Here is a 25,083-nt window from a genome sequence, read left to right as displayed (position 1 = left end):
GATTTTTATCTGTTCAGAACGCTGAATGAAGTACGTGAAATCACGGAAAAATGGTTATCAGAATATAACTGTGAACGTCCGCATGAATCGCTGAACAATATGACACCGGAGGAATACCGACAGCACCATTATTTGGCCGGGAACTCAAAAAATGCATGGAACTAAAACGGGTCTATTTACATTAGCGGCAAATGGGAACTAGGTACTGGAATTACTGAATATATCACATCCATACCATATGTTAATGAAGGGGGAAATAATTACTGCCCCAATAATACAGCACTATTCGCTTATTATGGATATGTTAAATACACTACCTCTTGTAGAGGAAAGGGGAGCAATTATTATGGTTGGGTTACACCATATCAATTAAGTCTTACAACTAGTGCTAGCAGTGGTGACGGTAACGATTGTGAATCTAATGTTTATAAATTATCTAATGTAACAAAGATAAAATGCGGTTAGTTTATATAATAAATCCGCTTATCCATCATTGGTGGAATTGTGAAAACAAATAATAAACAGCTTATTGCCAAAGACTAAAAAATTGATTATCTCTTAAATAATATATTGAAGAATATTTAGGAGGTAATATGATAATAAAAAATGTCGGGTTTGTGTATTTTCTATTCACATTGTTTTTTTCAGCTAAAGCCATTTCCGTAGATAGTATTTTTAAAGCTCCGGTAGGTAGTATTTATTCATTGGAATATAACCCAACATATACTGGTGCTAACGTTCTAAAGTTAAAGCTAAGCAATGTACCAGATAAGTCATGTGCGACATTGGCAACGCAATTAGCTGGACAATATTTTGAAGTGCTGGTCAATAACCAATATGTGCCATTCACGCCGCCTGCTTCAGGAACCACATGGAACAGAAACACTGTTGTAGCGGATAAAACAGCAGCATTATGTAAATCAGGTAAAGATAACACTATTGTAGTCAATCATTTTGTCTATCCCAAAACCTACGCACTATATCAATCTGGTGGGGATATTGTTCATTCCTCTGGCGGTTCTGCTGAAAAAGAAAACCTCATTAAGGTCAGTTATGAGATTTATCGAAAAACCATGCAGACCAGAGAAAACCATCAGTTATCGATTAAATAAGGATAAATATTATGATAAAAAACAAAAAGGGATATTCAGTATTAGAAATTGTTTTAACACTTGGGATTGCTTCAGGAATTGCCTATACCGCATTTAGCTTTTATCTCAATGAAAAGCATGATGCGGCGGTAAGGGAAACCGTTCAACAGGTTCGTACCATATTCGATACAGCAGATGCATATCTTATGAGTGCCAAGCCAGATGGAAGTGTTCAGGAAACCTATCCTATTTCCATGCAGATCTTAAAAAACACATTGGCTTTTCCGTTGAATCTTGGGGAACTGCGGGAAGGTTCAGAGGCAGAAGTCGCGGCAAGTACGGCAATATCAACCTCTGCATCCAAATCTGCCAGTATGTCAGCCTCACTGTCTACCAGTAAATCAGCATCAACATCGGTATCGGTGAGCGCCAGTAAGTCGATATCCTCGTCTATATCAAGTTCGGTATCAGCTTCTAAATCGGCTTCAGTGTCAGCAAGTTTAAGCACTTCAACCAGTACATCACTATCGGCTTCTAAGTCAGCAAGCACAAGTCAGTCACTAAGTGCTTCAACAAGTCATAGTCTCAGTGCCAGCCAATCAGCATCGATCTCTGCGTCTAAATCGGCTTCAACTAGCGCAAGATTATCAGCGTCAAAATCAGCAAGTACCAGTGCCAGTCTGAGTGCTTCCAGATCGGCAAGTGTTTCAGCCAGTACATCGGCATCGTTGTCGGCAAGTAAATCAGTATCTACTTCCTCATCGATCTCGACGAGTTTATCGATAAGTCAGGGAGCAGCAGAAAATAAAACGGTCCCTGACATTGAAAAAATAAAGGATAGTATAAAAGAAATTAGTACATGTAATTCTGCTCCATCACCGACAGGCCAAATATGTGGAAACTATGTCTTTATACAGTTTAACCGTTATATTAGTTTTGAGGCGACAGAAGACTCTCCTGCCAGTTTTTTCGATAAAAGCAGTAAAAGTAAAAGGGAAAAAGAGTTAAATTCCGATCCGATTGCTTATGCTTATAAAATAATAAGTATCTTTTTTTCTCCAACCATATATTACGATAGTTCTGTTTTAACTGAGGAAGAGATAAAAAACATGCCCCTTTATGAAAAATGTGGGCGTGGTTGTAAATTACAGACTAAATGATATATTTTATAATCGACTAAAAGGGCTGTTATGCCCTTTTAGCATTTCATCATCTGAACAAAGAATATTAGCTTACAGTTTCCTTCTGATAAGTCAGATGCAGTGTATTTAACCTTTCGCACAAAATAAAAGCTAAAATCTCTTTTGCCTTGGGTTCATCCAGTTCAACAACAGCGTAAATTAATGCCCGACACTGATCGATGATTTCTTCCAGTTCTAGCGGTGTGTTATCGAACATGATAAGCCTCCGTTGCTGGATGCTGAGATGTGGCAAAAAAAGCAGTAGCCAGATGCAGATTTTCAGGAAGGGAATAGGTAAACTGACAGACAGCCATAGCGTTACTCTGTATAACGTTGAGGTTAGCCCTTGTCTGGTATTGCCGTACCTTTCAGGGGCGAAACTTGTGTTCAGATGGTCTTTTGTTAAGTACGTACCTGATTGGCTGCAATTTAAGGCTAGGGGTGGTACTAGTCAATTGCTAAACTCGATACGAGAAAATCAATGCCGGATAAACTCCTGTTCTCTCAGATTCGCATAGTTCCAGAACTGAGTGAAGCGGTAGCTAAGCTACTACAGCTAAGTGAAGCCAATAACTTTTCGCTTGGTATTAGGTTTTAGTTTAATTTTAACTTTTTCGCTGATTAATTTTTCTAGACAGTTCATCAAGTGAAACCATTGGTGTTGTTCTGTGTATTATTCTATGGCAGTTTGAGCATACTATCGCAAGATCAGATAGTTTTGTAATCGTAGCCCCGTCTGATTTGTGTAGCGGTATCAAGTGATGTACTTCGCAAAAACCGTATCCATCCTCACCATAAAATTCAAAAAAATCGAAGTTGCATACTTCACATCTCAAATGTCCCTTCTCTTCTAAAACAATTCTTTTTTTCGCTTTAACGATTTTTGAGTCTCGTTCTCTTCGTATATGTGATATAAATCGTGGATTGCCTTCAATCCCCATAATTTCTTGGTCAATATCAGGTGTATGAATATTTTCGTCGGATTCAGAAATTAGCTTTCTTACTTTATTAACATACTTCTCACTTTCAGGGGTATTGGCATACCAAACATTACTTTGTCCAATTCCTCCCTTGACAGCTCTGGGAATTAAAGTGCTTCTATTATCAGTGTGTAATAAAAAAGCATCCTTCCACAGAGCTTTTATTCTAAAAGTAGTTATACCATTTTTTTTATGTTTCGATGAAGGGGATATCAAGTCTTGTGGCTCACGGAATATTGTTGCATTCTTATACCAGCCAACAACAGCAGTACCACCAGAGTCAGGGCCAGCAAGCCAAACAACAGTCACACCATCAATTTTTTCATCACGTTTGTTGGCACCTAGCTTTTCTATTTTTATCTGGCCTGTTGGTTGTACATATCCATATACATATCCATCAGAGTTTGTAAAGTTACAAACTTCATGGCCTATGGATTTTTTGTTGTAGGCTCCACCTCGTTTGATTGAATCACCATCAATTCCATCATATTTATCCATCCATCCAATATTACAAAATAAAATATTCATTATTTTCCCAGTTTTTATTAAGAACTAAATAAAATAATAATGAGAGTGTACATAAAAAGATTTTTTCAGATCAACCTGAATAGGATTGTATCTATAGAAGTCCATTACAACTTCAGGATCTGGATGATTCCATGATTTAGATTTTCCGTATCTGTCTTTTTTAGATCTTTCAGGATTCGAACTAAATACACTAAAACGGGGGCATATTTCATTTGCAATACTGTGAAACCAGTTGTTTTTTGAACCGTGATGCATTACTTGAAAGGATAATATATTATTCATTCTTTTTTCTGTAATGGAATTTTTAAGTGATTCGAATCTGTGTTGAGTATTTAAATATCCATCACCAGTAAATAGGAATCCTGATTTTTGGTTTGGTAAGTACTGGTAAACCATATCATGATTTTTTACGCAAGTGGGTGAGCACAAATGGATGTATGTTTTTTTGAGATTATTTTTTATATTTATTGGTCCAGCATACATAAACAAAGAGATCATATTTCTTTCATCTTTTTTTGTGTATTTTTCTTCATATATTTTTTTTATTTTTTTTATTGTTTTTTGTCGTTATTTATCTCTATACATAATTTTTTTATCTCTTCTATTGCTGTTTTATCGAGGTGTCCTTTCATGGCTTCGTCGTTATAAAATACAAACTCCCATTTGATAATATCTTTTTCAATCAAAACGCCTCCATTCTTCCTTAATTTAATATAGGGTGAATTAAATAAATCACTTTCGTTTTCATGAGGGGGGATATATTGTGATTCATTGGTGGGGGGAGTTTCTTCTTCGTTAAAATCGACTAGTTGTGAATCTATGTACTCTATATGAATTTCTTTGTTTTCTGATATTTCATTAATGTATTTTGTAGGGTTTATATAAAAATTAATATACTTTCCAGTAATACCAATTTTTTGCTCTAATGCTAATAGGATTCTTTTCCAAAGCGGGATGTATGGAAGTATTACTTTATTTACTTTAAATTTTTTGAGTAATGACTCACATCCGTTTATATGGTCTCTGTCAAAATGAGAAATAACTAGCATATCTATAACGTTAGGCTCATTTCTTTGTTTAAATAGAGTTTTAATTTTCCTCTCTAATAGTAATTTACCTGACTTTGAACTTGACCCACAATCATAAACCCATTTGAAAGACCTTTCATTTGAAGTTATTTCTCCAGAAATAAATAATCCTTGACCTACACCATGATATGTTACTTCCGCTGATAGTAATGTCATTTCTAATCCATCATGAAAAATTTGGTAGAAGAGTTAAATTATGCTAACACTAGGTCTAAATTAATCAAGCCATCCTTGGCTGCAAAATCTATCCCTTCTGCCCAAACTCAAACGGCCTAATCATCCCGTTGCTGTTAGCATCCAGAAAATCAGCCCACCATTGCAACATGAGGCGGCGTTACTCAAGGTGTTTGGCCTTGTGAGTGTAGGCAGCGCGAACGTTGTTCTTTTCCATGTGGCTGATTTGAAGTTCAACCACATCTTCGGGCCAGATCCCTGATTCAATTAAGGCACTACACGCCAGCGTTCGAAAACCGTGACCGCACAGATCGGTTTTGGTGTCATAGCCCATTTTGCGTAGTGCTTTGTTGATGGTGTTTTCACTCATTTACTTGTATCCGCAAGTTTAGGCAGTCCCCTTTGCCATTCCTTTGGCTTCTTGTTGATGATATTTTTCTCAAACCACTGAAACCAAATAGGCCAAGCCTTATCGACTTTTTTCTGAAAGGCTTTTGGTTGGTAAGTTGCCAGAATCTTTGACATTACCATGCTGAGGCTATGACCTAACATCAGGTCTACAATAATGGGATCAATCCCCGCCTCGTTACTCATCATTGATGCCGTACTACGTCTCAGATCGTGAGTCGTAAAGTCATTTCCTACCGTTTCCCGTAGCCTGACAGCGGAATGAGACATCGTGGTATGTCCGATATGTGTCCATATCTGTTTGCCAAGGTTGTGTTTTGTCCAAGACCACTCTTCTAACAGACTGATTAGGTAATCAGGAAGAGGGTAGACGCGCTCCTGTTTTGTTTTGGTACGTTCAGCAGGTAAGGTCCATGTCTTAGCCTTTAAATCTATTTCAGGCCATACCAGCTTTGCTGATTCTGATTTGCGAGTACCAAAGATCATAATAAAGCGCATCGCAGCATGGGAAGGGGTGTTACCCAAGGAATGCCAGAGTATGCGGTATTGTTCTACTTGTAGATGGTTATCACGCATTTTACCGATGACGGCGGCAACTTTTTTTCTGTCATGAATCTCTGACAATTTTTGCGGAACGTATACAGGTTGTCCCGGTTGTTGCCCCTGTATGCCATGCACCTGAAAGGCATATAACATCACCATTTTAATTATCTGGCACATACGATGAGAAGCGTTGCTGACCCCCATCGCCAAAATATGAGAATAGACATGGTGGTAAGTAAGCTGCTCAAGGTCTACGTTATGCAGGGCTTTACCATGTTTGTTCCAGATCGCCTGTCTTCCCGGTTTTGACGGTTTAGCGCATTTTACTTCCAGCCACTCCTGAACCAGACCATCCATAGTGGTGGGTTTTCCGGTGAGTGTTTTGCTGGGTGCAAAGCCTTGTCTGGTTTTTTGTACCTGTTGCAAATGCCATTTTCTGGCATCTTCCAGACTGTAGGCTGGATAGGTGCCTAAAGTAACATCATTGCTACCCACAATATAACGCCAGCTTTTTGTTATCACGCCTGATGGATTTCTTCGGGCAGCAAAGTACAATCCTGTTAATCCGTTGTTGAAGACGATTTCTTTCTTCATTGTCTTACCATCGGGGATGGTGAAACGCTGGATGTCAGTTTTAGTTTTGAGCATTGGCATTATCCGATTTTTTCACGTCCCTATTATGTACCTAAAATGCACCGAGATGAATAGAAATATTATGGGACATAATGAACTATTATCTCGTTGTTTTATGGCTACTATTTAACTTTGTTAGATGTTCTGAGACACTAACTTTCTATTTGAACTGGATAATGCCAGCGTAGGGAAGTCACGGTATGCCCGACCGGTTACCGCCTTCTTCCTCGCCGGTTGGGAGACTTATGATTATGCGACCCGCCGACTTTTCTGCCACTCAGGCAGCAACATCACTCACTCAATTCCGTTCAGCGTCGCCGCTGGTGCACTGCCTGACTAACGACGTTGTGCAATCTTTTACGGCGAATGTGCTGCTGGCGCTGAATGCGTCGCCTGCCATGGTGGTCGATCCTGAAGAAGCCGTGCAGTTCAGCGCAATGGCGGATGCGCTGCTGGTTAATGTCGGCACGCTGGATCGCGCGCGTGCCGATACGATACGGGCCGCGTTAAGCCGCGCACATCACATGGGGACGCCGTGGGTGCTCGATCCGGTTGCCGTGGGCGCGCTGACTTTTCGCACCGAATTTTGCCGGGAACTGCTGATATGGAAACCCGCGGCGATCCGCGGTAATGGGTCTGAAATCATGGCGTTGGCGGGACTCAACGCCCAGGGGCGCGGCGTGGATAGCGCCGACGACTCGTTGGCTGCGCTCCCCGCCGCGCGTGAATTGGCCCGGCAGGTGGGAACGATCGTTGCCGTCACGGGGGCCGTGGATTATGTCACGGATGGTGAACGCGATATCGCGGTGAGCGGTGGCGATCGCATTATGACGCGCGTGGTAGGGACGGGCTGTGCGCTGTCGGCGGTGGTGGCGGGGTTCTGTTCCTTAGCGGGAGAGCGGTTATCGCACGTAGCGGCGGCGTGTTATGTCATGGCGCTGGCCGGGCAGCAGGCGGCCAGGTTGGCGCAAGGGCCGGGCAGTTTTATCCCTCACTTTCTCGATGAGCTATATACCCTGAGCGCGGAGGAGCCGGCATGAAACGTATCAATGCGTTGACGATTGCCGGTACCGATCCGAGCGGCGGCGCGGGGATTCAGGCGGATTTGAAAGCGTTCTCTGCGTTGGGGGCGTACGGCACGTCGGTGATCACCGCGCTGGTGGCGCAAAATACGCGCGGCGTACAGTCCGTCTACCGGATTGAACCGGATTTTGTCGCGGCGCAGCTGGATTCGGTGCTGAGCGATGTTCGTATCGACAGCGCCAAGATTGGGATGCTGGCGCAGACCGATATTGTCGAGGTCGTTGCCGAGCGCTTGCGCCATTATGCCGTGCCTTTTGTGGTGTTGGATACCGTCATGCTGGCGAAAAGTGGCGATCCGCTCCTTGCGCCGGATGCGGTGGAATCGATCCGTCGTGAGCTGCTGCCGCGGGTTTCCCTGATTACCCCTAATCTGCCGGAAGCGGCGGCGCTGCTGAACTGCTCGCCCGCCGAGAGTGAACGGGAAATGTGTGAGCAGGGCGAAGCGTTATTGGCGCTGGGCTGCCAGGCGGTATTAATGAAAGGCGGCCATTTGAGTGAGACGGAAAGCCCGGACTGGTTGTTTAGTCGGCAGGCCGAACCGCAGCGCTTTAGCTCGCCGCGCGTGGCAACGCGCCACACGCATGGCACGGGCTGCACGCTGTCTGCGGCGTTGGCGGCGCTGCGACCGCGCCACGATAGCTGGAGCGAGACGGTCAAGGCAGCGAAAGCGTATTTACAGCAGGCGTTACAGCAGGCCGACACGCTGGAGGTCGGGCACGGGATCGGCCCCGTTCACCATTTCCACCGCTGGTGGTAGTCTCTTCCGATTCATTACCGCGTGACATCGTTTCCGGTATTGCAAACTAAATTAAACGCACGTTGACATAGACAACCTGTGGGGCGCGCGGTTATTTTGCTGTGAAATCCGGCTATAGATATGAAACGGGGTGGGTAAAATATGGCAGGTTCTGCTCGCAGTACGATGGCTGCCAAAGCGCTTCAGACGATACTCAATATCGGCCTGCTGGTATTGGCGACCATTCTGGTGGTTTTCCTCGTGAAGGAAACCTTTCATCTGGCGAAAGTGTTACTGATCTCCAATGAAAAAGAGTCTTCTTATCAATTGATTGAAGGCATTGTCATCTATTTTCTCTATTTTGAATTTATCGCGCTTATCGTGAAATATTTTCAGTCCGGCTATCATTTCCCGCTGCGCTACTTTATCTACATCGGCATCACGGCCATCATTCGGCTGATTGTTGTCGATCACAAAAGCCCCTCAGATACGCTGGTGTATTCGGCGGCGATACTGTTGCTGGTCGTGGCGTTGTATCTGGCTAACAGTAACCGTCTGAAGCGGGAGTAGCCGAATGTCGGCTATTCCAGCAGCGGACATTGAGGCGGTAGCCGGCAGCGAAGGGCCGCGGGGATCACTTCAATGTGGAAACGTTTGGCGGTCAACGGTTCGCCGTCCAGATTGAACGTCATCTCGTTCGGCGCGGTGATCGTCAGCCAGGGCAATGTTGCGGAAATCATGTTCTGGTTGTCGCTGCCGGTGAACCAGGTTTGCAGCATGTTGGGCAGCAGCTCTTTTGCTGATAGTACGCTCAGCGCCAACTGCCCGTCGTTGATGACCGCTTCCGGGCAAAGCTGTTGTCCGCCACCAGCCTGACGACCGTTTCCCACGGCAATCACCAGCGTATCGCCTGACCAGTGAAAATCGGGCCCGTGAATCTCGCCGCGTTCGGCTTGCAGCATATCCATGCGAAAAAGCGCGTGCAGCACATAGGAGGCGCTCCCCAGCGCCGCCTTCATTTTAGCCGGCGTTTCTGTGGTGATGCTGGTGGCGAATCCGCCTGTCGCCATATTGATGAAGTAGTGGCTATCGTTCACTTTGGCAATATCAATGGCGGTCGCGCTACCTTTGATCGCCAGCGTTAGCGCGTTGTGTATCGCCGTTGGGATCTGACAACCGGTTGCAAAATCGTTAGCGGTGCCCAGCGGTACAATGCCCAGACAGGGGCGGACGGCTTCCGGCTGCACCGCCAGCGCCGCGGCAACTTCGTTAACGGTGCCGTCTCCCCCGGCGGCTACCACATTGTCCGCGTTAAGCCGGATCGCTTCTTCCACGTAGCGTCCGGCATCGCCATATTCCCAGGTGACGCGAACATGCAGCGTATAATCTTCTGCGCGCAGCGCGCCAATCGCGTTGCGAAGTTCTTCATTGTCCGCGCTTTTCCCATTCAGAATCAGCAGCGTGACCGGTTTTTTTTCCATGCCGTGTCTCTCCGAGGCGGGGATGCTGGAATTAATCATAGCCACTAAATCGCCGGGCTGAAATCAGAAGAATCAATGAAGGGGGAATCCCGGGACGGGAAAAGGCGGAAGAAAAAGAAAAGCCAGCTCAAGGGAGATTGAGCTGGCTAAGGAGGTGGTTCCTAGTAGTATCACTACGCTTATTTTTCGTTCTATATTTTCTCAGCGATGAGATAGTAACCACAAGCATAATAAATTGATGTGATCTGTTTCTAATATTGGTTAAAAACCTGGGGTTTGTAACTATATGTGCGGATTATTGACCAACGGAGCGCGCGGGATAAACGGAATATCGCCGGATATGTGGCACACCCGGCGGCATTGGCGGCTACCTGGCGTTAGGGTTCCGCGTGGTGGTCCCCGGCAGATTACGCAGCAGTAGCGCATAGTCCAACGAGACGTCGTCCGGCACCGGCAGGTAAACGATATGACCGTTACCCGGCGCAACTTCGCTCGGCTGCCCTTTGGCATTCTGCATGGCGTTGATGGTGAACTGGATATTGCCGTTCGGCGTCATCATCTCCACGCTGTCGCCACAGGAAAACTTGTTCTTCACCGCAACCTCCGCCAGCCCGTCTCGGCGCACGCCGGTGAATTCACCGACGAACTGCTGACGGTCGGAAACGGAATAGCCATAGTCGTAGTTTTGATAATCTTCATGCACGTGGCGACGCAGGAAACCTTCGGTATAACCGCGATGCGCTAAGCCTTCCAGCGTTTCCAGCAATGTCGGGTCGAACGGTTTACCCGCGACGGCATCATCGATGGCGCGACGATACACCTGCGCGGTACGGGCGCAGTAGTAGAATGATTTGGTGCGGCCTTCGATTTTCAACGAATGAACCTGCATTTGCGTCAGGCGCTCGACATGTTGGATCGCACGCAGGTCGCGGGAGTTCATAATGTAGGTGCCGTGCTCGTCTTCGAATGCGCTCATGTATTCGCCGGGGCGCTGGCTTTCTTCCAGCATAAAGACTTTGTCGGTGGGCGCGCCGATACCCAGCGTAGGATCGACATTTTTTACTGCGATAGGCTCATGTTGGTGGACGATATTGCCGACATCATCCTCTTTGCCTTCCTGAACCTTATACTCCCAGCGGCAGGCGTTGGTGCAGGTACCCTGATTCGGATCGCGTTTATTGATATAGCCGGACAGCAGGCAGCGGCCGGAATAGGCCATACACAACGCGCCGTGAACGAAGATTTCCAGTTCCATCTCCGGGACATGCTGACGGATTTCCGCAATCTCTTCCAGCGACAGTTCGCGCGACAGGATCACGCGGCTTAGCCCCATCTGCTGCCAGAACTTTACCGTGGCCCAGTTGACCGCGTTAGCCTGAACAGAAAGGTGGATCGGCATCTGGGGGAAGTTTTCCCGTACCAGCATAATCAGGCCGGGATCGGACATGATCAGTGCATCCGGTCCCATTTCGATCACCGGTTGCAGATCGCGCAGGAAGGTTTTCAGCTTGGCATTGTGCGGCGCGATGTTAACGACCACATAGAATTTCTTGCCCAGCTCGTGCGCTTCGTTAATGGCTTGCGCCAGCGTCTGGTGGTTAAATTCATTGTTGCGCACGCGCAGGCTGTAGCGAGGTTGACCGGCATAAATCGCATCCGCGCCATAGGCAAAGGCGTAGCGCATATTTTTCAGCGTACCGGCCGGAGAAAGCAGTTCCGGTTTAAACATGGTATCTCTCGATTCTGATCACAAGTCAGGCTGCTTCGTGATGGAAGCAGTAAAGGCGGGGGATTTTAGCGCTAACGCGGAGAAAATGCAGTAGAGAACCCACGAAAAGTAGGCCTGTTGTTTGACGTGAATCAATCGCGCTTCGCGCTGAGGCGAGGGCGCTAGCGTTTGGCCGCCAGCAGGCCGTATAGCGCAGAGTCGGAAATTTCGCCGTCTACGATCCAACGCTGTTTTAGCACCCCTTCCTGCGTAAAGCCGAGTCGTTCCAGCGTTCTGGCTGAGGCCCGGTTTCGCGGGTCGATTTCCGCTTCCAGCCGGCTTATGCCTGCCGTGCCGAAGGCGAAATCCCGCAGGGCCGATAGCGCCTCCGCCATATAGCCTTGCCCTTGCGCATGGGTCGCCAGACAGTAGCCAATTTCTGCGCGCTTCGAGCCAATCTCAAGGTTGAACAGTACGCAGGTGCCGATCATTTCTCCGCTCTCTTTCACCTCCATACCTAACTTCATGTACTGCCCGGCGTACAATGCGCTCCAGTATTCGTCAATTGCATCATAGGCCTGTTCGATACATTGCCAGGGCGGATGATTCCAGAAGCGCATCACCACCGGATCGGACATAAAGGCAAACAGTGTCTGCGCGTCGTCACGATAGAGCGGGCGCAACAGCAGGCGGGGCGTCTCAATTTTCGTGGCGGTGGAAAATAACGGGGTCATACTTATTGTTCCTTCCTGATAACGATGCGCCGGTTAAATCAGATGGCAGGACGCGGCTTCCCAGCGATAGCCAATGCCGTACACCGTGCGGATAAACGGGGTATCTTCATCCAACTGTTCCAGTTTGCGACGCAGGTTTTTAATATGACTATCGATGGTGCGATCGGTCACGACGCGATAATCGTCGTAGAGCTGATCCAGCAGGGCTTCGCGCGAAAACACCTTGCCAGGCTCGGTGGAGAGGGTTCTGAGCAGGCGGAACTCCGCCGGCGTCAGATCAAGGTTCTGTCCCTGATAGCTGGCCTGAAAGCGATTTTTATCAATCAACAGGGCCGTTTCGCTTTTTTCAGCGGCTTTCATGTCGTCGTTCTGCCAGCCGCAGCGGCGCAGTAGCGTTCTGACGCGCACGACGACTTCACGCGGGCTGAACGGCTTGCAGATATAGTCATCGGCCCCGATTTCCAGCCCCAGCAGGCGATCGATCTCTTCGCTACGGGCAGTGACCATGATGATAGGCACGTTGGAAAACTGGCGGAGAGTGCGGCAAAGCGTCAGGCCGTCACAGCCCGGCAACATCAAATCCAGCAAGATGAGCGCAGGTGAATGCTGTCGCACCCACTCTACGACATCATTGCCGTTGTCCAGCCAGTGCGTGGCGTAATCGGCTGCCTGAAGGTAGTCCACCAGCAGTCGTCCCAGTTTAGGTTCATCTTCAACGATCAAAATCGGCGATGTCCTGGCGCGATCGGATTGGGTTGTCATGGCTCTTAATCAGGTGAATGCGACGGGAGTTCCACGGTAATCATGACACCCCCAAGTGGTGAAGGGTCAGCATACAGGCGTCCGTTATGTGCCTCAACGATATTATTACAGATCGCCAGCCCCAACCCGGAGCCGCCGCTGGCCCGGTTACGCGAACTTTCCGCGCGATAGAAGCGTTCGAAAATCCGTGTGAGCTGCTCTTCGGTGACGCCCGGCGCGCTGTCCTGCCAGATGATGGCCCAGTGTTGATGGTGCTGGACAAGCGAGATAGACAGTTGACCGCGCTCATCCGTGTAGCGCAGGCTGTTTTCCAGCAGGTTATTAAACAGTTGGCTGAGCCGATCCGGATCACCAAATACCCCTGCCCGATCAGGGAAGTCGGTCGTCAGCGCGATCTGTTTTTTCCGGAAGCGCTCGCGAAATGCGGCAAGAGTGATATTCAGGATTTGCACGACATCCACCGATGTTTTGCGATAAGCCAGCGCTCCGCGATCGGACAGCGTGAGCTGATGCAGATCGTCAACCAGTTTGGTCAGTGTCGCGACTTCAGACTGAAGCGAGTGTAGCGCGTGGGCATCGGGTTTGCGTACCCCGTCCTGTAAAGCCTCCAGCTCGCCGTTCAGCACGGCCAGCGGCGTGCGTAACTCGTGTGAGACATCGGCCATAAATGCCCGGCGCGACTGTTCGTTTTTTTCCAGCGTGCTGGCGAGCTGATTGAAATCCAACGCCAGCTTGCCCAGCTCATCGTGCGAGCCTGTGGAAACACGGGTGCTGAAATCCCCGGAGGCCAGGCTGTGCATGCCGTTAACCAGCCGTTTGACGGGGGCAAGCAGGCCGCGCGCCGTCAGCCAGGTGGCGATGATGGCGAGTAGCGTCGAAAGACCGACGATCAGCCAACTGGTGCGCTGCTGCTGCCGATCGAAACTGATATCGACGTTGCGGGTCAGGCGTTCAACGGGCGAGGCCACGATCCAGCCGACCGTCTGGTTCTGAACCTGAATGGCGCGCCAGTGGGCCTCTTTCGGTAGCGGAACGGAAGAGCCAAACAGCGTATGTTTATGGGTATCCAACACCCAGAGACGGACTCGCCACCCCTGCATTCTGTGGTTGGTGTCGCTGTTCTGTTCCATCGCATGCAGCATTTTGAAGACCAGACGCTGATTGTTATGGAGGAATGACCAGTCACCATGCTGCTGATATTGCTCCGCCAGCGCATCGCGCAACTGCGTAACCCGCTGTTCGTTATCGCGCTTGATGTAGTCAATAAAACCGCGCTCAAAGCTGATGCGCACGCCCCAATGCATGGTGATGAGTACCAGCATGCAGGTGGCGAATATCGCCAGAAACAGTTTTGCCGTGATTCCGAATTTCATGATGACCTCACGATTTGCGCGACAGCGTAGTCTGTTTGGCGAAGTCCGTTGGGACGCGGTGGAAAATCAGCGCGGGCAACGCGATGATGGCGGCCATGCTGAGATAAGTGTAGAGAAATACCGCGTGAGGTTCTCCGCTTTCCGCCGCGATATGCGGCTGGGTAAAGATGCCCAGCAAAAGCCCGGCGATACTCACTCCAAGGCTGGTGGATAGCTGCATGGTCATCGACAGCAGGCTATTGCCGCCGCTGGCGAGGGCGTCCGGCAGATCTTTCAGCGTCAGCGTGTTCATAGTGGAAAAACGGATAGCGTTCAGCACGCCGAGGAAGAACAGCACAATCGGTATCATCCAGATCCATTTCATCAGTGCAACCAAGGCGAACAGCGCGGTGACCAGCGCCAACAGCAGCGTGGAGACGATCAGTACGCGGCGGTAGCCGAAGCGGTTGACGATCTGCACCACGACACGCTTTATGCCCATGTTGCCAAGCACCATCGGTATCATCATCAGTCCGGCATGGAACGGGGAAAGGCCAACACCTAACTGCAAAAACAGCGGCGTCATGAACGGTAACATGCCGCTGCCGATGCGCGCCAATAACCCGCCGGTCAGGCCGATAGAAAAGGTGTGGGTATCAAACAGACGTAGGTTGAACAAGGCCCGTTCGTTATGACGGGCGTGCAGCCAGTAGCTCAGGAGCGCGATGAGCCCGATGGCGATTAACGCGAAGATGACAATCGGCGCAATCCCCAGACTGCGGCTGTCCAGCGCCAGCGTCAGCGTCGCCATGCCGACGGCGAGCCACAGAAAACCGCTGACATCAAAGCGCTGGGTTTTCAGGGTGTAATTGGGCATCAGGAACCAGGTGGCCAGCGCGCCGAGAAGGCCAACCGGGAGATTGATCAGAAAGATCCAGTGCCAACTGGCGTACTCCACCAGAAAACCGCCGAGCGCCGGGCCAACCAGTGGGCCAATTTGCCCCGGCAGCGTCACGAACGTCATGGCGGCCATGTACTGTTCGCGCGGGACGATCTTGATCACCGTCAGGCGTCCTACCGGCACCATCATCGCGCCGCCAATGCCCTGAATGACGCGTGAGATCAGCAGCGCATTCAGCGTTTCCGAACGCGCGCACAGCAGCGACCCCAGCGTGAACAGGAGAATGGCGGCAAAAAAGATATTCTTCACGCCGAGGCGATCCGCCAGCCAGCCGCTGGCGGGCAGCATCACCGCGACGGTCAGCACATAGGAGACAATGACCGAATGCATATGCAGCGGGCTTTCATTCAGGCTCGCGGCCATAGAGGGCAGCGCGGTATTCACGATGGTGGTATCCAGCGTCTGCATAAAAAAGCCAAAGGCGACAATCCAGAGCTGCCAGCGGACGGAGGCCGGTTGGGTCATATTCCATAACCCTCAGGCTTGTTGGATGTAGTGGGCATCGTCGGCGGTGTCCTCACATTGCGAATATTTTTATCTCGGGGTGGTTTCGTGCGCTTAACATTTGTTTTTCTCTGTATGTTTTCCGTATGCGCCCTTGGTCGGGCGCGTTCGGAATGCTACTAGAAAACAGCGAACGTTAAGCGCACGAAACTTCTCCTAAATTAGCATGTTACTGGTACTCATGTTCAGTCACGATAGTGACACATCCCTCTCCGGTGCCTTGCGCCGCCGGCTCCTCAGCTTGTCGAAAAACAGGTACACCACCGGCGTGGTGTACAACGTGAGGATCTGGCTCATGACCAGCCCGCCGACAATCGTAATGCCGAGCGGTTGCCTCAACTCCGCGCCGTCCCCGCTGGTCAGCACCAGCGGTAGGGCGCCAAACAGCGCCGCGAGGGTGGTCATCATTATCGGGCGGAAACGCAACAGACTCGCCTGAAAAATCGCGTCCTCGGCGCTGAGCCCGCCCCTACGCTGCGCCACCAGCGCAAAGTCCACCATCATGATGGCATTCTTTTTTACCACACCAATCAACAGCATAATGCCAATCAGCGCCACCAGACTAAAGGGGGCGTCGAACCACAACAGCGCCAGCAGCGCGCCAACCCCCGCCGAGGGGAGGGTGGAGAGAATCGTCAGCGGGTGAATGTAACTTTCATACAGCACGCCCAGAACAATGTACACAGTGACGATCGCCGCCAGTATCAGCAACAATTGAGAGGATTGCGACTGCTGGAATGCCTGTGCCGTGCCGGAGAACTGGCCGCGCACCGAAGAGGGCACGCCCAGCGCGGTCATGGTCCTCTCGATTGCCGTCGTCGCGCGGGAGAGATCGGTGCCTTCGGGCAGGTTAAACGAGATCGTCGAGGCGGCGGACAGCCCCTGATGGTTCACCGATAGCGGCGCATTGATCGGCTGCCAACGGGCGAAATAAGAGAGCGGGATCGGTCGACCGTCCTGATTGATCACGAACATCTTATCCAGCGAACTGACGTCCTGCGTATAGGCATCGTCCACTTCCATCACCACTTTATACTGGTTTAATGGCTGGTAAATGGTGGAAATCTGGCGCTGCCCGAAGGCGTTGTTGAGCAGGGCGTTGGCGTCGCTGACGCTGATGCCGAGTCGCGCCATCGCGTCACGATCGTAGGTCAGCGCCATCTCTGCCCCTTTATCCTGCTGATCGGAGTTCACATCGGCCAGTTCGGGCAGTTTACTGAAGGCGGCGCGAATTTTGGGTTCCCAGGCGCGTAGGTCGCTTAAATCGTCTGACAGCAGTGTGTACTGATAGCCCGCATTGGATTCGCGCCCGCCGATGCGGATGTCCTGTACCGGCATTAAAAACAGGTCGGCTCCCGGTTCTCTGGCCAGCTTGACGCGCAGGCGTCCGATTACCTGCTGTGCCGAAACATCACGCTCGGACAGCGGCTTAAGCGAGATAAACATCGAACCGCTGTTGGTTCGTGAGCCGCCGGTGAAACCCGTGACGTTATCCACAGCGGGATCGCTTCGCACAATGGTCATAAAATTCTGGAGCTTCGCCGTCATGGCCTGAAAGGAGATGCTCTGGTCGGCCTGAATAAAGCCCATCAATCTGCCCGTGTCTTGTTCCGGGAAAAAGGTTTTCGGAATGGTGATGTACAGCCAGATATTGAGTGCGATTGTCCCCAGCAACAGGAGTAGCACCCAGCGCGCATGGTTAAGCACCCATTTCAGCGAGCGGCCATAGCCCTGCTGTATGCCCAGCAGTATGCGGTTGAAACCGCGCCGATTGGGCTGGCTGCGCTCAGGGACGGCGCGCAGCAGTCGCGCGCACAGCATCGGCGTCAGCGTTAGCGAGATCAGCAGCGAGATGATGATTGCCACCGACAGCGTGACGGCGAATTCACGGAAAAGTCGTCCCGACAGCCCATCCATCATCAATAGCGGAATAAACACCGCAACCAGCGACAGACTCATGGATAAGACGGTAAAGCCCACTTCATGTACGCCCTGAAGCGCGGCCTGTAACGGCTTCATGCCCGCTTCAATATGGCGGGAAATGTTCTCCAGCACCACAATGGCATCATCCACCACGAAACTGGTGGCCACGGTAAGCGCCATGAGCGACAGGTTATTCAGGCTGAAACCGCACAGGTACATGGCCGCGAAGGTGCCGATAAGCGACACCGGCACCGCCAGCGCGGGGATAATCGTTGCCCGTCCGGATCGTAGAAACATAAAGACGACCAGAATGACCAGCACGACGGCGATAATCAGCGACTGTTCCACTTCCGCCAGCGAGGCGCGGATGGTCGGGGATCGGTCCTGCGCCACGTCAAGGTGCACTTCGGCCGGCAGACTGGCGCGCAGTTCCGGCATGGCGGCGCGAATGCGGTCAACTGTGGTAATGATGTTGGCATCCGGCGAACGGCGGATCATCACCAGAACCGCCGGTTTCGCGTTACTCATCCCCGCGTTGCGGGCGTTCTGTACGGAATCCTCCACCTTCGCGACATCACTCAGTCGGACGGCGCCGCCGCCGCTGTTGTAGCGAATAACCAACGGCGCGTAAGCCGCGGCGGTTTTTAGCTCGTCATTGGTTTGCACCTGCCAGCTTTTCTGATGATTTTCCACATTGCCCAACGGCAGGCGCACGTTTGCCTGCGCGATAGTCTGGCGAACGTCATCGAGCGAAACCCCCTGATGAAACAGCGCTACCGGGTTCAGCGCGACGCGCACGGCAGGGAGCGAGCCGCCGCCGATGGAAACATCGCCGACGCCTTCCATCTGGGCGATTTTTTGTGCCAGCCGGGTAGAGGCAAAATCGTACAGTTGCCCCGGATTGTAGGTGTCCGACGTCAGCGTCAGGATCATAATGGGCGCATCGGACGGGTTGACCTTGCGGTAGGTCGGGCGGCTGGGCATGCCGGAAGGCAGTAAAGTCTGCGCGGCATTGATCGCCGCCTGTACATCACGGGCCGCCCCGTTGATGTCGCGATCGAGGTTAAACACCAGAATGACGCGCGTGCTCCCCAGCGCGCTGGTGGAGGTCATTTCACTCACGCCGGCAATCCTGCCGAGCGCGCGCTCCAACGGCGTGGCGACGGCGGAGGCCATCGTTTCCGGCGAGGCGCCGGGCAGTGACGCGCTGACCAGAATGACGGGAAAATCCACCTGCGGCAGCGGAGACACCGGCAGCAGGCGAAAGCCCAATACGCCGCACAGGGCGATGGCCAGCGTCAGTAATAGCGTCGCGACGGGGCGGTGGATGAACAGGGCGAAAAACTTCACTCGGCGGCCTCCTCCTGACGCACCGCACGGCGCAAACGTATCGCCAAACGGTCAAACAGCAGGTAAATCACCGGGGTGGTAAACAGCGTTAAAATCTGGCTCATGATCAGGCCGCCAACCATACAGATCCCCAGCGGCTGGCGCAGCTCCGCGCCGACGCCGGTGCTCAGCATCAGCGGTAGCGCGCTCAGCAGCGCCGCCATGGTGGTCATCAGGATCGGTCGAAAACGCAACAGGCAGGCCTGATAAATGGCGTCATACGGTTTCATGCCTTGTTCGCGTTCTGCCGCCAGCGCGAAATCAATCATCATGATGGCGTTCTTCTTCACGATCCCGATGAGCAAAATGATCCCGATAATGGCGATCACATCCAGATCGCGCCCCGCTATCATCAGCGCCAGCAGCGCGCCCACGCCCGCCGTCGGCAGGGTGGACAGGATCGTAATCGGGTGGATAAAGCTCTCGTACAGCACGCCGAGTACGATGTACATGGCGACGATGGCCGCGATGATCAGCCACACGGTGCCGCTCAGCGCCGACTGGAACGCCAGCGTACTGCCCTGAAAACGGGTGGTGATATCCGCAGGCAGGTCCATCTGTCGTTCCGTTTGGGTGATGGCGTCAACCGCCTCGCCCAGCGCGTAGCCGCTGGCGACGTTAAAGGAGAATGTCGTTGAGGGGAACTGATCGATATGGTTGATCGTCAGCGGCCCCTGACGTTCTTCGATTGTGGCGATGCTGCGAAGCGGGATCGTGCCGCCGTCGCTGCTGATGAGGCGTATATCATTCAGCGCATCCAGACCGGTGTTGCTCGTCGTGTCGTGTTCCAGCACCACGCGATATTGGCTGGCCTGCGTATAAATGGTGGAAACCAGCCGCTGCCCAAAGGCGTTGTACAGCGCGCTGTCGACCTGAGACATCGTGATGCCCAGCCGGCTGGCGGTATCGCGATCGACGTTGACATACGCGACGGCGGCGCCGTCTTGCCAGTCGCTGCTGACATCTTCTAACTGCGGCAGCGTTTTCAATTCGCTAAGAAGCTTCGGCACCCACAGGCTTAACTCGTCGAGCGACATCGCCTGCAAGGTAAACTGGTATTGCGTGCGGCTGATTTGCGTGTCGATGGTGAGATCCTGCACCGGTTGCAGATAGAGCTGGACGCCGGGGAGCCGGGCGGTTTGCTGCTGTAAACGGGCGATAATTTCCGGAATGCGTTCGCTGCGCTCGCTGAGGGGTTTCAGGTTGATTTGCAGCCGTCCCACGTTCAGCGCCGCATTGGTGCCGTCAACGCCGACGAACGAAGAGACGCTCTCGACCGACGGATCTTTCATGATGATGGAGGCTACGCGCTGTTGACGATCGGCCATGTCACTGAACGAAACCGTCTGCGGCGCCTGCACCGTTCCCTGAATCATGCCGTTATCCTGTACCGGGAAAAACCCCTTGGGGATCGCGATATATAACAGGATGGTCAACAGTAGCGTACCGAGCGCGACGCTTAACGTCAGCCAGGGATGGTTCAGCACCTTGCGCAGCCAGATGCCATAGGCGTCAACCAGACGCGTCATGAAGCGCTCGCTGGCGCGGGTAAAACGGTTTTGCTGACGCAGCGACTGATGGCTCAGCATGCGCGCGCACATCATCGGGGTGAGCGTGAGCGAAACAACGCCGGAAATCAGAATAGATACGGCCAGCGTGACGGCGAACTCGCGGAACAGACGCCCGACTATATCGCCCATAAACAGCAGCGGGATCAGGACGGCGATCAGCGAGAAGGTCAGGGAAATGATGGTGAAGCCAATTTCTCCTGCGCCTTTTAGCGCCGCATTAAGCGGTTTTTCCCCTTTTTCGATATAACGTGCAATGTTTTCAATCACCACGATGGCATCATCCACCACAAAGCCGGTGGCGATGGTCAGCGCCATCAGCGTAAGGTTATTGATGGAAAAGCCGAGAAAATACATGACGGCAAAGGTGCCGATGAGCGACAGCGGCACGGCGACGCTGGGGATCAGGGTGGCGACGGCGTTGCGCAGAAACAGGTAAATCACCATCACCACCAGGGCGATCGCCAACAACAGTTCAAACTGGACGTCTTTAACGGAAGCCCGGATGCTGGTGGTGCGGTCGGTCAGCGTCGTGACCTCCACGGCGTTCGGCAGACTGGCTTTCAGCGCGGGCAGCATCTCGCGGATACTGTCCGTTGTGGTAATGACGTTGGCGCCCGGCTGACGCTGAACGTTGATAATGATCGCCTGTTGACGATTCGCCCAGGCACCGAGGTGGATATTCTCGGCGGCCTGTTTGATGCTGGCGACATCCTGAAGCCGTATCGGCGCGCCGTTTTTCCACGCGACAATCAGCTTGCGGTAATCATCAACGGATTTCATCTGGTCGTTGGCGGAGAGCGTGATCGAACGCGTCGGCCCATCCAGACTTCCCTTGGCGGAGTTTACGTTGGCGGCGGTGATCGCGGTACGAATGGTTTCGCTGGTCAGGCCATAAGCCGCCAATGCCGGCGCGTTCAAGCTTACCCGCACCGCCGGGCGCTGGCCGCCGGCGAGCGACACCAGACCGACTCCCGCCACCTGTGCGATTTTCTGCGCGATGCGATTGTCCACCATGTCCTGCACCTGCGTCATTGACATGGCATTAGATGTGACGGCCAGCGTCATAATCGGCGGATCCGCCGGATTCACTTTGCTGTAGGTGGGCGGATAAGGCAGGTCGTTAGGCAGCAGGTTGCTCGCGGCGTTGATGGCGGCCTGCACATCCTGCTCCGCGACGTCCAGCGGTAGCTCAAGCTGGAACTGAAGCGTAATGACTGAGGCGCCGCCCGCGCTCTGCGTCGACATCTGTTTGAGGCCGGACATCTGGCCGAACTGCCGCTCCAGCGGGGCGGTAATCGCCGATGTCACGACGTCAGGGCTGGCGCCGGGATACAGCGTTACCACCTGAATCGTCGGGTAATCGACTTCGGGCAGCGCCGAGACCGGCAGCGCCCGGTAGCCGATAATACCGGCTAACAGAATGGCGAGCATCAGCAGCGTGGTGGCGACCGGGCGCAGAATAAACAGGCGTGACGGCCCGCCGCCGCGGGTTGGAACGGTATCCTGCATCAGGGGATCTCCGGTGCGATCGCAGGGGGGGATTCCGTCTGCGCCGAGGGCACGACTTCCACTTTCGCGCCTTCGGTCAGGCGATCGATACCGTCAGTCACGACGTGTACGCCGGCATCCAGCCCGGCGGTGATGACGACCAACTGACCGAACGTAATACCGGTGGTAACCTGACGCTTACTCACTTCGTTTTGGTCATTCAGGATCCAGACGAAGCGGCCTTCATTCCCCATTTGTACGGCGGCCGACGGTGCAACGACGGCATTTTGCAGCATATCGACCTTCATACGGATATTGACGAACTGATTCGGGAACAGGGCATCATCCCGATTTTCAAAACGCGCTTTGAGCCGGATCGTGCCGGTGGCGGCGTCGATCTGGTTATCCATGCTGAGCAGCTTGCCCTGCGCGAGTTTGTGTTGATTGGCGCGATCCCAGGCTTCCACCAGCGGCTGACCGGATTTTTGCGCAGAAAGGATCGTGGCGATCTCCGCTTCCGGCACGGTAAAGACCACATCGATAGGATGTGTTTGCGTGATGACCACGAGGCCATCGGTGTCGCTGCTGGTGATATAATTACCGACGTCGACCTGTTTTAACCCTACCCGCCCGCTGATGGGCGCGGTGATTTTACTGTAATCCAACTGGAGCTGGGCGCTGGCCACGGCGCCTTCATCGGCTTTTAGCGTCCCTTCTGCCTGACGCACCGCCGCGATCTGTGCATCCAATTCCTGACGGGAGATCAGGTTGGTTTTCACCAGTTGCTGATAGCGCGCTAAATCCTGACGGGCGTTAGCCAGCACGGCCCGATCTTTCGCCAACTGTCCCTGCGCCTGCGTCAGTTCAACCTGAAAAGGGCGGGGATCGATTTCCACCAGCAGATCGCCGGCCTCGACCTGCTGCCCTTCCTGAAAGTGTAGCGCCATCAGTTGCCCGTTCACCCGGCTGCGCAGTGTCACGGTGTTGGCCGCCGTGACGGTGCCTAAACCGGAAAGATAGTAGGGGACGGAGGCGGACTGTGTCAGCGCCGCCTGTACGGGCGCCAGCGTTCGCATCGCGCTCCGGCGTCCGCCGGCGTCGCGGCCCGCAGGCGGCGTACCGGTGGCGTGGGGAGCGCGTGTGTCGGAAGGGGTTGGTGTCGTCGGGCTAACGTAACGCCAGATCAGCACGACGGTAACGAAGATTGCGGCAAGTATCAGCAGACGTCGGATACGTTTGACATTCATAGTGATGGATTACTCTCTCCAGATTGCGCGGCAAGTGCGGTACACCCGTCTATGTTTCGCGCTGTCTGCGCGCTGTTTCCGCATGTTATTCGACCTATAGCCTTATTTTACTAGTTTAAACAGTCGATACGGGACAAAAATGAAGGAAATATGAAAGAAGTGTCAGGGTTTGTAGGAAAACGCCGACCGCGTAAGGCGCGGTCGGCGAGCAAAGAGGGGGAATTGACGTAGCGGGGTTACAGCACCAGACCCGCGACGGAGGCGGAAAGGATGCTCACCAACGTGGAGCCGTAGACCAGTTTCAGACCAAAACGGGAGACCACGTTACCCTGGTGTTCATTCAGTCCTTTAATCGCGCCGGCAATAATGCCGATGGACGAGAAGTTGGCGAAGGACACCAGGAATACCGACAGAATGCCTACGCTGCGCGGGGACAGATCGCCTGCCACTTTCTGCAATTCCAGCATGGCGACAAATTCATTCGACACCAGCTTGGTCGCCATGATGCTGCCGACCTGAAGCGCTTCGTGAGAAGGAATACCCATGATCCAGGCAAACGGATAGAACACGTAACCAAGGGTTTCCTGGAAGCTGATGCCGAAAATCGCGCTAAAAATGGCGTTGATGGCGGCGATCAGCGCAATGAAACCGATCAGCATGGCGGCGACGATAACGGCGACTTTGAAGCCCGCCAGAATGTATTCACCCAGCATTTCAAAGAAGCTCTGGCCTTCGTGAAGATTACCCAACTGCAATTCCGACTCTTCGCCAGCCTTATAGGGGTTAATCAGCGACAACACAATGAAGGTACTGAACATATTCAGAATCAGCGCGGCAACGACGAATTTCGCATCCAGCATCGACATGTACGCCCCGACGATGGACATCGAAACAGTCGACATCGCGGTTGCCGCCATCGTGTACATCCGTTTTTCGGACATTTTGCCCAGAATGTCTTTATAGGCAATGAAGTTTTCGGACTGACCGAGGATCAGCGAGCTGACGGCGTTAAACGACTCCAGTTTGCCCATGCCGTTCACTTTGGACAGGATCGTACCGATGATACGGATAACGACGGGCAACACTTTAATGTATTGCAGGATACCGATCAGCGCGGAGATAAAGACGATAGGGCAGAGGACTTTAAAGAAAAAGGAGATCAGATTTTTTTCGCTATTGACCATGTCGCCGAATACGAAGTCCGTCCCTTGACCTGCGAATCCCAATAATTTGTCGAATAGCGCGGCGAATCCTTTGACTGCACCTAAACCGATGTTTGAGTACAGGAAGAAGTAAGCAAGCAGAATTTCGATGACGAGTAGCTGGATAATAAAGCGAATACGAATACTTTTACGATCGCGGCAGATAAGCAGCGCTAACGCCGCCACAACAAGCAATGCCAGAATGAATTGCGCGATATGGGACAGGGACATGTGTGCTCCAAATATGAGGCAGGACAAGTTTTCCACGTCATTTTATGTAACGCGTGTACTAAAAATGAGAGAAAGAACACAAAAA

General features: G+C 52.1%; 21 protein-coding genes and 1 pseudogene. 6 read left to right on the top strand and 16 right to left on the bottom strand.

Going from position 1 to position 25,083, the window contains the following annotated elements:
- From EDC54_RS08470 to EDC54_RS17945, 3 genes are all read left to right on the top strand, one after another.
- A partial coding sequence (locus EDC54_RS08470) for an integrase core domain-containing protein (RefSeq protein WP_165904286.1) occupies window positions 1–165 on the top strand: 165 nt, incomplete at its 5' end.
- 428 nt (window positions 166–593) lie between these two features.
- Window positions 594–1,112, top strand: coding sequence for a type 4 pilus major pilin (locus tag EDC54_RS08465; protein ID WP_132455118.1), 519 nt, complete (start codon window positions 594–596; stop codon window positions 1,110–1,112).
- Window positions 1,113–1,123: 11 nt separating this feature from the next.
- Window positions 1,124–2,251: a hypothetical protein gene (locus EDC54_RS17945; RefSeq protein WP_196238445.1), complete on the top strand. Its 1,128-nt coding sequence runs from the start codon at window positions 1,124–1,126 to the stop codon at window positions 2,249–2,251.
- Between the two features lie 67 nt (window positions 2,252–2,318).
- Here EDC54_RS17945 and EDC54_RS17890 read toward each other — a convergent pair whose 3' ends face one another.
- The 6 genes and pseudogenes from EDC54_RS17890 to EDC54_RS18235 form a co-directional block, all read right to left on the bottom strand.
- Window positions 2,319–2,489 carry a hypothetical protein gene (locus EDC54_RS17890; RefSeq protein WP_165904285.1) on the bottom strand — a complete coding sequence of 57 codons (171 nt, stop codon included), beginning with the start codon at window positions 2,487–2,489 and terminating at the stop codon, window positions 2,319–2,321.
- Between the two features lie 388 nt (window positions 2,490–2,877).
- Window positions 2,878–3,780 carry an HNH endonuclease gene (locus EDC54_RS08455; RefSeq protein ID WP_132455116.1) on the bottom strand — a complete coding sequence of 301 codons (903 nt, stop codon included), beginning with the start codon at window positions 3,778–3,780 and terminating at the stop codon, window positions 2,878–2,880.
- Window positions 3,781–3,804: 24 nt separating this feature from the next.
- The gene (locus EDC54_RS08450; RefSeq protein WP_132455114.1) at window positions 3,805–4,278 is read right to left on the bottom strand and encodes a ComEC/Rec2 family competence protein; all 474 of its coding nucleotides are present in this window, start codon (window positions 4,276–4,278) and stop codon (window positions 3,805–3,807) included.
- A gap of 53 nt (window positions 4,279–4,331) precedes the next feature.
- Entirely contained in the window at window positions 4,332–5,024 is a 693-nt protein-coding gene (locus tag EDC54_RS08445) for an MBL fold metallo-hydrolase (protein ID WP_132455112.1), read from the bottom strand.
- 88 nt (window positions 5,025–5,112) lie between these two features.
- Window positions 5,113–5,412: pseudogene (locus EDC54_RS08440) on the bottom strand (tyrosine-type recombinase/integrase); the annotation flags it as partial.
- Window positions 5,409–6,026: a tyrosine-type recombinase/integrase gene (locus EDC54_RS18235; protein ID WP_408005830.1), complete on the bottom strand. Its 618-nt coding sequence runs from the start codon at window positions 6,024–6,026 to the stop codon at window positions 5,409–5,411. The pseudogene EDC54_RS08440 and the gene EDC54_RS18235, both read right to left, overlap by 4 nt.
- Before the next feature lie 845 nt (window positions 6,027–6,871).
- On the opposite strand from EDC54_RS18235, the gene thiM reads away from it, so the two are divergent.
- From thiM to psiE, 3 genes are all read left to right on the top strand, one after another.
- Complete coding sequence (gene thiM / locus EDC54_RS08430) at window positions 6,872–7,666, top strand: hydroxyethylthiazole kinase (RefSeq protein WP_132455108.1); 795 nt, start codon at window positions 6,872–6,874, stop codon at window positions 7,664–7,666.
- A complete protein-coding gene (thiD, locus tag EDC54_RS08425; protein WP_132455106.1) occupies window positions 7,663–8,466 on the top strand; it encodes a bifunctional hydroxymethylpyrimidine kinase/phosphomethylpyrimidine kinase in 804 nt (267 codons plus the stop codon). Before thiM ends, thiD begins: the two co-directional genes overlap by 4 nt.
- Window positions 8,467–8,607: 141 nt before the next feature.
- Window positions 8,608–9,015 carry a phosphate-starvation-inducible protein PsiE gene (gene psiE, locus EDC54_RS08420; RefSeq protein WP_132455104.1) on the top strand — a complete coding sequence of 136 codons (408 nt, stop codon included), beginning with the start codon at window positions 8,608–8,610 and terminating at the stop codon, window positions 9,013–9,015.
- Between the two features lie 11 nt (window positions 9,016–9,026).
- On the opposite strand, the gene yegS is transcribed toward psiE, so the two are convergent.
- The 10 genes from yegS to EDC54_RS08370 form a co-directional block, all read right to left on the bottom strand.
- Window positions 9,027–9,926 (bottom strand): lipid kinase YegS, encoded by a 900-nt coding sequence (yegS, locus tag EDC54_RS08415; protein ID WP_132455102.1) that lies wholly within the window; start codon window positions 9,924–9,926, stop codon window positions 9,027–9,029.
- A 367-nt stretch (window positions 9,927–10,293) separates the two neighbouring features.
- Entirely contained in the window at window positions 10,294–11,655 is a 1,362-nt protein-coding gene (gene trhP, locus EDC54_RS08410; RefSeq protein ID WP_132455100.1) for a prephenate-dependent tRNA uridine(34) hydroxylase TrhP, read from the bottom strand.
- A 161-nt stretch (window positions 11,656–11,816) separates the two neighbouring features.
- Window positions 11,817–12,368 (bottom strand): GNAT family N-acetyltransferase, encoded by a 552-nt coding sequence (locus EDC54_RS08405; protein ID WP_132455098.1) that lies wholly within the window; start codon window positions 12,366–12,368, stop codon window positions 11,817–11,819.
- A 33-nt stretch (window positions 12,369–12,401) separates the two neighbouring features.
- Window positions 12,402–13,130 carry an envelope stress response regulator BaeR gene (gene baeR, locus EDC54_RS08400; RefSeq protein WP_132455096.1) on the bottom strand — a complete coding sequence of 243 codons (729 nt, stop codon included), beginning with the start codon at window positions 13,128–13,130 and terminating at the stop codon, window positions 12,402–12,404.
- 5 nt (window positions 13,131–13,135) lie between these two features.
- Window positions 13,136–14,503: an envelope stress sensor histidine kinase BaeS gene (gene baeS, locus EDC54_RS08395; RefSeq protein WP_132455094.1), complete on the bottom strand. Its 1,368-nt coding sequence runs from the start codon at window positions 14,501–14,503 to the stop codon at window positions 13,136–13,138.
- Between the two features lie 7 nt (window positions 14,504–14,510).
- A complete protein-coding gene (gene mdtD / locus EDC54_RS08390) occupies window positions 14,511–15,908 on the bottom strand; it encodes a multidrug transporter subunit MdtD (protein ID WP_132455092.1) in 1,398 nt (465 codons plus the stop codon).
- A gap of 228 nt (window positions 15,909–16,136) precedes the next feature.
- Window positions 16,137–19,220 (bottom strand): multidrug efflux RND transporter permease subunit MdtC, encoded by a 3,084-nt coding sequence (gene mdtC / locus EDC54_RS08385; RefSeq protein WP_132455090.1) that lies wholly within the window; start codon window positions 19,218–19,220, stop codon window positions 16,137–16,139.
- Window positions 19,217–22,339: an MdtB/MuxB family multidrug efflux RND transporter permease subunit gene (locus tag EDC54_RS08380; protein WP_132455088.1), complete on the bottom strand. Its 3,123-nt coding sequence runs from the start codon at window positions 22,337–22,339 to the stop codon at window positions 19,217–19,219. Before EDC54_RS08380 ends, mdtC begins: the two co-directional genes overlap by 4 nt.
- Window positions 22,339–23,565, bottom strand: coding sequence for an MdtA/MuxA family multidrug efflux RND transporter periplasmic adaptor subunit (locus tag EDC54_RS08375; RefSeq protein WP_132455086.1), 1,227 nt, complete (start codon window positions 23,563–23,565; stop codon window positions 22,339–22,341). Before EDC54_RS08375 ends, EDC54_RS08380 begins: the two co-directional genes overlap by 1 nt.
- A 236-nt stretch (window positions 23,566–23,801) precedes the next feature.
- Window positions 23,802–24,992 carry a NupC/NupG family nucleoside CNT transporter gene (locus tag EDC54_RS08370; protein WP_132455160.1) on the bottom strand — a complete coding sequence of 397 codons (1,191 nt, stop codon included), beginning with the start codon at window positions 24,990–24,992 and terminating at the stop codon, window positions 23,802–23,804.
- Between the last annotated feature and the right edge of the window lie 91 nt (window positions 24,993–25,083).

Source organism: Samsonia erythrinae, from assembly GCF_004342665.1.
Classification (GTDB): domain Bacteria; phylum Pseudomonadota; class Gammaproteobacteria; order Enterobacterales; family Enterobacteriaceae; genus Samsonia; species Samsonia erythrinae.
This window is presented reverse-complemented; position numbering and strand designations above follow the sequence as displayed.